Raw genomic sequence first — 7,453 nt, forward strand, 5'->3', positions numbered from 1 at the left:
CGCGGCGGCGCGCAGCAGCTCGCGGAGCTGTGCCGCCGCGCCGGGATCGAACCTGCACCATGCGCCGCCGGTCAGCCGCGCGATCTCGCGGAACGTCTGCTCGGCAGTTGCGTCCGCGCCCTCCTGGAACATGAAGACCGGCACCTTGAGCAGGCCGAGCTCACCGGCGCTTGCGCACAGCGCGTCGGCGTTCTCCTCCATCGCGTCGCCCACGAACACGAGCGCACGCACGCCTGCCGCAACCGCCTCGCGGCGCGTCTCCGACAGCACCTTGCCGATCTGGGTATTGCCGCCCTGGCAGTCGATCTTGCTCATCAGCCGCGCGAGCTGCGCGCTGTCGGAGATCCAGCCCGACGCGCGGCACTCGTTGAAGCCGCGATAGTAGACGAGGCGGATATCGAGGCTGCCGAGCGAGCCGGCCTCGCGGAACATGTCCGCTTGCAGCGTGCAGGCCATGTCCCATGTCGGCTGCCGGCTCATCGTGGCGTCGAGCGCGAACACCAGCCTGCCGCGTGCGCCGGCGCGATGCGGCGACATCGCGCGCGCCTTCGCCACGAACGCTGCGATGTCATTGGCGCTCGACGCCGGCACGCCAGGCGCATCGGCCGGGCGCACGTCGCTTCCGGATGTCGGTTTGATCGTCTTGCCAGCCATCAGCGCTTGCCTCGTACAGCAAACACTATGTGGGTCGCGGCATCGGATTGGTCAACGTGACGCGCCCGCTGCCCGGATCGGATCCCGGGGGGCCTTGTCAGTTCGTGACCGACGGATCCTTCTTGGTCTCGGTCTTGGTGAACGAGAGCGATTTCTTGACCTTCTCGCCAAACGTCTGCGGCTTCTCGACCGGCACGTAGAGCGAGACGGGACCCGGCTCCAGAATCTTCAGCGGTGCATTCCTGGTATCGACCGCCGCAACATCGCTGTCGGTGTCGGCCAGGAATTTATCGAGCATCGCCTGGATCGAGTCCTTGGCCTTCTCGGGTCCGGTGTCGCGCATGTCGTTGTGCTGGAAGTTGGTGTTCACAACAGTGATACCGGCCTTCTCACACTCCTCCTCGTCCGGCACCACGCCCGGATCGGGCTTGAAGTGCTGATCGTGCGACCGGAATGAAAGGATCTTGAACTTGCCGTCGGTCATGAACGGCACGCGCAGATTGTCCAGCGTGACGACCTTCTTGATCTCGTCCGGATACTGCTTGGCGAAATACATCGCAATGTCGCCGCCATTGGAATGGCCGACCATCGTCAGCTTGCTGTAGTCCGCGTTCGGCTGACGCTTCTTCATCTCCTCGATCGCGAATTTGATGTTGGTGATGCCGCGCTGATACTGCGGCAGGCGCCCGACATAGAGCTCGCCGACCTTGGTCACCATCGGTCCATCCGACGGCAGGTCGTTCTGAATGCTGACGGTCAGATAGCCGCGCGCCGCGAACACATTCGCGAGGAAGGAATATTCGGTAAATTTGACGGTATTGCCATGATTGAGGATCGCAACCGGGAGCTTGATCATGCCGGCGTCGGCCTGCATCTCCTTGTCGAAGCGCACGGCAACGTCGACCGCGACCGGCCGCTCATCGCGGGTCGGATCCTTGAACATGAGAGTTTCGTGGCGGATCGCCCACTTGCTCGCGGTGAAATACGCACCCGTGATCACTACGGAGAGCGAAAGCAGAACGAGAATTCCACGCTTCATGACGTCCTCGAGGTGCCCGCCTTTACAGGGCGATTTTGGCCGGAGGCTCTTCGGCCTCCTTTTGAGAATATATGTCACAGCGCCGTGACAGGAAGTCCAAATATTGTGGCTTCGGTGGCATAACGTTGTGCGCTGCACCTATAGTTTGTGCAGATGCACACGCCTCACCGCGACGGCTCGTGCTCTCCTCTCCTCTTCGACGTGAGTTCCCAAGGTTGCGTTCGAGCCTTGGATCGCTCTCGGATCGCCCTTGGATCGACGTTGAGGAGAAACTGGATTTCGGCTGCTTTGTTCCGGCTTTTTGGCCGTGGTGTGGCCGAATTCACCGGAAAAACACGGATTTCAACCGATTTCGGTGTAGATGATCAGCTTCAGGCCGGGATCGTCGTTGGCCAGGAAGCCGGCGTACTCAAAATTGAGCCTGCCGAGCTTGGGGTGGCTGAGCACCTTCCGCCCGGCGACGCTGCTGCTGACGTCATGGGTTCCCCACCAGGCGTCGAACTCCGGACAGCCCTGGCGGAGCCTCGCCAGCAGGTCGACCGCGTCGTGCTGACGGGGCGGCGTCGGGATGCAGGGCGGACCGGGGCTACCCCTGGATCATGCGCGAATGCATCAGCATTCACGGTGTCTGGATGTATCCGCCGGAGGCGACGTTCGGCCTCGTCAATCTCGCCCGCGCCGGACTGCTGAGGCTCGATCAATTCGAGGTCACGACCTTCGATCTCGACCACGTCAACGATGCCGTTGCGCATGCCGCCGCCAATGGCGGGCCGTTCAAGATGACGGTGCTGAAGCCGAACTAGGCCGGAGGCGAGATCGCTTGCAGGATGTCCCTGAAGACGCCGTACTGCAACTGAAATGCTTGCGGGCTGTAGTCCTGATAATATCCCGCGGTCACCACGACAACGAGATCGAGCTCGGGGACGATGCGGATCGACTGCCCGCCTCGTCCGAGCGCGCCAACCCAGTTGAACATGCGCCCGGTGAGCCGAGTCTGGCCGAGCCACCAGAGGTATCCATAGGATTGATGCTCGGTGGCCTTGAGTTTCGATTCCGTCGAGGTCTCGATCCATGCCTTCGGGACGATCTGGCGACCGTCCCAGCGGCCGCCTGCGAGGACAAGCTGACCGATCTTTGCCATGTCGCGCGGTCGCAGGCGCAACCCGCCACCGGCATCGCTACCCCCTTTGACCCGGCTCCATTCGAAGCTGGTAATGCCCAGGGGCTCGAACAACGCGGTGCGCGCAAATTCGTCGAGCGGATGTCCGGTCGCCTTGCGGACGATGGCCGACACCAGCGCAAGCGCGCCGGTGTTGTAGAAGAACGCCTGTCCCGGCGGGGCCGTTGCCGAAAGACCGAGGACGTAACGGCACGGATCCGCTGCCCGATGCATACGCACCTCGTCGTTGTCGTCTCCCGTCGCCGGGGTCGCCTCCACCCACGCCAACCCCATCGACATGGTGAGGGCGTGCACGAGCTGGATGCCGTCCTTTTCGGGGGACCGCAGGTCTGACAATTCCGGGAAGAAGCTGAAGATCGGTTCGTTGATGCTGCGTATCAGCCCGCGATCGATCGCGATTCCGACGGCGAGTGACGCGACGCTCTTTGAAGCCGACTTGATGTTGTGCAGCGTATCGGCATTAAACGCGACGTCTTCGACCCGGCTGCCGTAAAGGCGGCTGGGGACCTCGTCGGAACCGCTGAAGTACCGCTCGAACACCAGCTTGCCGCTACGGACGACCAGCACCGCGTGCACATTGGCGCCCGTCGCGAGCCGGTCGGCCATCCTGCACAGCGCAGCGCGGTCGGCGAGCTTGTCCTCATTGATGGAGGCGACGGACCTACCATCGTTCCGCGCGACTGGAACACCACAGGCGTCCGACGGCTCGGCGTAGGCCGGCAAGGGGGCGAGCGGTGCCAACGCAGCTCCCCCGAGAAGGGACATAAACTCGCGCCGTTCCATTCGATCCCCCGTTCATCGCCTTGCGACCGGCACACCAATCGTTGGGAGAATCTGCCCGATGCCGGGCCGCCACCGGGATTGCCGGCCTTGCGTGGCCTAGCTGCCGATGATGTCGTCGAGTTCCAGCGGCTTGTCGACCTGGCTGAACCATTCGGCCCGGTTGGCGGCGCGGCGGCGGCCGCGCTCGTCCAGCGGCAGCTTGAGCTGGCGCAACAGGCCCATCACCTCCTCGCGGGCGGTGACGTGCCCGAGGCTCGGGCGGGTGCCGAGCGTCGCCTCGTCGATGTCGTCGAGCGCCGTCAGCCCGCGCGGGAAGAATTCGCGGTAGACCACCCGCTCGGCAAAGCCGTCGACCGAACGGAACCCGAGCCGCAGCGACAGCTGCTTCAAGCCGTCGGCGACCAGCTGCTTGTTGCGCGAGCCGAGCATCGATAGCCGGTTGCGCACCACGATCCAATCGGTCGAGGCGCCGTCGAGCTGGCGGCGCTTGCGTCTGGTGTCGCGCACCATCTCCGCGTAATGGCTCTCGCCGATCACCGCATAGGTCGCGGGATCGACGGTGCCCAGCACGTCGAAATCGAGGAAGCTGTCGTTGATCGGCGTCACCAGCGTGTCGGCCATCGAATGCGCGAGCCGCATCAGGTAGCTGTCCGAGCCCGGGGTATCGATGACGATGAAATCATAGGCACGTTCCACCGCACTCACCGCGGCCATGAACTGCTGGAATTCGGCGTTCTCGTTCTCCTCGATCTGCATCGTCTCGCCGTACTTGATGCAATAATGCGCGGGGAGTTCGAGATCGAGCCCGGAGCGACGCGCCCAGGCCTGGCGATTGCTGATGTAGCGGGTGAAACTCTGCTGGCGGCAGTCGAGATCGATGCTGGCAACGCGCTGTCCGGCCTTCAGGAGCGCAACGGCGATATGCAGCGCGGTGGTCGACTTGCCCGAACCGCCCTTCTCGTTCCCCAGCACCACGACATGTGCGGAGCCGGATTGACCCTGACTAGCCTGCACCAACATGATTCAATCCCCGCAATGATCTTCAAATCGCGCACGGCTGCGGTCAAGTGAAATGCATCACTGCGCAAGGAAATCAATTGCAGCCACCCTTAATGATGAATCGAACGCGCAAGCCGGCTGCGTCGATCGGCGGCACGCGGCCTGCGATCCATGTGCGTACGAGATCGGGTAATGCTTGCGCGGCGGTTTGCCGATAACGGTTCGGACTTGGTAAGCTCCGCTACCTACCGAACGCCAAACGTTCCACCTGGATTCCCCCACCCAGCTTGCCCCACGAGTCGAGACCAGATGCCGAGAAATCCCACCGTCGTCCGTACCGTCCCCGCCCTTCGTCGCGCCGTCGACACCCTGCGCGCCAAGAAGGCGACCGTCGCGCTGGTCCCGACCATGGGAGCGCTCCATGACGGCCATGTGTCGCTGGTGCGGCTCGCCAAGCGCCGCGCCAAGCGGGTCGTCGTCTCGATCTTCGTCAATCCGACCCAGTTTGCACCGACCGAAGATTTCGGTTCGTATCCGCGCACCTGGAAGGAAGACGTCGCCAAGCTCGCCGCCGAAGGCGTCGACCTGATCTGGCACCCCGAGGTGAAGGCGATGTACCCCGACGGCTTCGCCACAAGGATCGTGCCGGAGGGACCGGCCACCGCCGGTTTGGAGGATCGCTTCCGGCCGCATTTCTTCGGCGGCGTCGCCACCGTGGTCGGCAAGCTGTTCACCCAAGTCCGGCCCGATGTTGCGATCTTCGGCGAGAAGGACTTTCAGCAGCTTCGGGTCGTGACCCAGATGGCCGCCGACCTCGATCTCGGCGTCAAGGTGATCGGGTCGAAGACGGTGCGCGACCGCGACGGCCTCGCGATGTCCTCGCGCAACGTCTACCTCTCGGCGGAGGAACGCCGCGCCGCCCCCGAGCTCAACCGGGTGATGAAGGAAGCGGCGGGCCGCCTGCGCGCCGGCGAGGACGCCGCGACCGCAATGGCCGCCGGCGCTGCTGAGATCACCAAGGCCGGCTTCGCGCTGGATTATCTCGAGGTCCGCCACGCCGCCTCGCTGGCGCCGATCGGCTCGCTGAAGGACGGCCCGATGCGCATGCTGGTGGCGGCAAGGATCGGCAGCACGCGCCTGATCGATAACATCGCGGTCTAAGGGCCCTTTCCGTTCCGATGGAATCGGAACGGGGCTCTAGATTCTTGTTTTGACGCGTTTTCTTTACGCGAACCGGCAACCACTTCGCTCGAAAACGCTCTCAAGCCGGATCCGGACAAGTGTGAAGCGGTTCACGCGCAATGCGAGCCTGTAATGAGGGCCCGGCCTCATCTGTGCGGCCGGGTCGTGCTTGCGCCGCGCCCGTGACGCATGGATGATCGCCCCTTTCAGAGGCGATCGGAATGGTCAGTCATTTCAGGCAAGGCATTGTTCTCGGCATCGCGCTGCTGGCCGCCAGCGCGGCGCAGGCGCAGACCCGGCCGCCGGTCGGCGGGGTCGTTTCCACCCCCGGCGCGATGATCTTCTACGTCGCGCATGGTGCGCCCGATGCCTGCGGCCCGGGCTGCTCGGACTGGATCGCCGCCGAGGGCTCGGTGCAATGGGACACCTACAAGCGCCTGCTGGCGATCCTCGACCGGCAGGGCGGACGAAAACTTCCGGTGGTGATCAACATCAAGGGCGATTCCAACCTCAATGTCGCCTCCAGCCTCGGCCGGATCCTGCGCGACCGCGGGGTGGATACTGCGGTCGCGGCGACCGAAGTCGAGGCCTGCAACGGGAAGCCCGAGGAGGAATGCTTTGCGCTCAAGCGGCCCGGCGGCCCGCTGGACGCCAAGGAGAAGCCGTCCAGCATTGCCTGCGATCTTGCCTGCGTGCTGGTGCTGTCCGGCGGTGTGCATCGCAGTCTGCCGGCGGGCAGCCGCGTGGTGCTGAGCGGCATGGCGATCCACAACCGGCTCGCGCCCAATGTCTCGGCCGAGCACCGCGAAAGCCTGACCTCGATCTTCACCGACCAGTTCCGGCGCTATCTCGGCGAGATGGGGATCGATCACGAACTGCTCGACGTCGCCGTCAGCAATGCCGGCGGCGGCCGCTATGTCGAGATCCCGCCGTCCGAGTGGGGCCGGCTGCATCTCGTGACGCAGTGATCCGCGCCAGCCTTCTTCCGATAGCTCACAGCAATCCGAGGTCGCGCAACTCGCGGCGCATGGGTTCCGGCATCGACGCCACGCTGGCTGCGCTCGACTTGGTGAGATCTGCGGGCGCGGAGTCCGCGGTCAGGTAGCGCCAGCCCTGGAACGGCCGCATAGGCCGCGGCGAGACGGCGATCACCTTGGGCTGCATCACCAGCCGGCAGCGTCCGATGCCGTCCTTGTCGCGGAACGGCTCGATCGCGATGATCTTCTCGCGCGCGGCGATCTCGCCACGGATCACCCAATACAGCGAACCGCCGGCGAGGATCTCCTCGTCGCGCTTCGGCGTCATCCGCGTGATGTGGACGTGACGGAGCGGCAGGCCTTTTTTCTTCGCGGTCGCCATCCGTTCGGCGACCCAGCCCTTGAGTTCCTTGACCGAGTCGCAACCTACGGCAAGCTTGATGAGATGAAGCGGCATGCGCCGGATGTAGCGGCCGGCGCGCGCTTTGGAAAGGGAGCGATATCAGCGGCAGTGGATATCGGGATTTACTACCCGGAACGGTGCGAAGACGGCGGCTCAAGCCGCCGTCGTCACGCTCATTCCTGGTTCGCAGCCGCCGGCGCACTCGCCGCGGCAGGTGGCGGGGTCGGCGCTGGCGC

Annotated in this window: 9 protein-coding genes; 3 read left to right on the forward strand and 6 right to left on the reverse strand. The window is 64.5% G+C overall.

Going from position 1 to position 7,453, the window contains the following annotated elements:
* From H8B02_RS43015 to H8B02_RS43025, 3 genes are all read right to left on the reverse strand, one after another.
* The coding region (locus tag H8B02_RS43015; protein WP_229171804.1) for a vWA domain-containing protein at positions 1–654 on the reverse strand (654 nt) is incomplete at its 3' end.
* A gap of 97 nt (positions 655–751) precedes the next feature.
* Positions 752–1,693: an alpha/beta hydrolase family protein gene (locus H8B02_RS43020; RefSeq protein ID WP_229171806.1), complete on the reverse strand. Its 942-nt coding sequence runs from the start codon at positions 1,691–1,693 to the stop codon at positions 752–754.
* A 342-nt stretch (positions 1,694–2,035) separates the two neighbouring features.
* Entirely contained in the window at positions 2,036–2,263 is a 228-nt protein-coding gene (locus H8B02_RS43025; RefSeq protein WP_376711780.1) for an MmyB family transcriptional regulator, read from the reverse strand.
* A 29-nt stretch (positions 2,264–2,292) separates the two neighbouring features.
* Here H8B02_RS43025 and H8B02_RS43030 point away from each other — a divergent pair, with 29 nt between their 5' ends.
* The gene (locus H8B02_RS43030; RefSeq protein ID WP_229171807.1) at positions 2,293–2,496 is read left to right on the forward strand and encodes a hypothetical protein; all 204 of its coding nucleotides are present in this window, start codon (positions 2,293–2,295) and stop codon (positions 2,494–2,496) included.
* Here H8B02_RS43030 and H8B02_RS43035 read toward each other — a convergent pair.
* Both H8B02_RS43035 and H8B02_RS43040 read right to left on the reverse strand, forming a co-directional pair.
* Entirely contained in the window at positions 2,493–3,614 is a 1,122-nt protein-coding gene (locus H8B02_RS43035; RefSeq protein WP_229171809.1) for a serine hydrolase domain-containing protein, read from the reverse strand. The two genes, H8B02_RS43030 and H8B02_RS43035, sit on opposite strands and share 4 nt — an antisense overlap.
* 138 nt (positions 3,615–3,752) lie before the next feature.
* Positions 3,753–4,676 (reverse strand): division plane positioning ATPase MipZ, encoded by a 924-nt coding sequence (locus H8B02_RS43040; RefSeq protein WP_229171810.1) that lies wholly within the window; start codon positions 4,674–4,676, stop codon positions 3,753–3,755.
* A gap of 288 nt (positions 4,677–4,964) precedes the next feature.
* On the opposite strand from H8B02_RS43040, the gene panC reads away from it, so the two are divergent.
* Both panC and H8B02_RS43050 read left to right on the forward strand, forming a co-directional pair.
* Entirely contained in the window at positions 4,965–5,816 is an 852-nt protein-coding gene (gene panC, locus H8B02_RS43045) for a pantoate--beta-alanine ligase (RefSeq protein ID WP_229171812.1), read from the forward strand.
* A 242-nt stretch (positions 5,817–6,058) separates the two neighbouring features.
* Complete coding sequence (locus H8B02_RS43050) at positions 6,059–6,805, forward strand: hypothetical protein (RefSeq protein ID WP_229171814.1); 747 nt, start codon at positions 6,059–6,061, stop codon at positions 6,803–6,805.
* Between the two features lie 25 nt (positions 6,806–6,830).
* Here H8B02_RS43050 and H8B02_RS43055 read toward each other — a convergent pair whose 3' ends face one another.
* Positions 6,831–7,271: a DUF1489 family protein gene (locus H8B02_RS43055; RefSeq protein ID WP_229171816.1), complete on the reverse strand. Its 441-nt coding sequence runs from the start codon at positions 7,269–7,271 to the stop codon at positions 6,831–6,833.
* Positions 7,272–7,453 lie beyond the last annotated feature (182 nt).

Origin of the sequence: Bradyrhizobium altum, assembly GCF_020889705.1 — a bacterium.
Taxonomy (GTDB): domain Bacteria; phylum Pseudomonadota; class Alphaproteobacteria; order Rhizobiales; family Xanthobacteraceae; genus Bradyrhizobium; species Bradyrhizobium altum.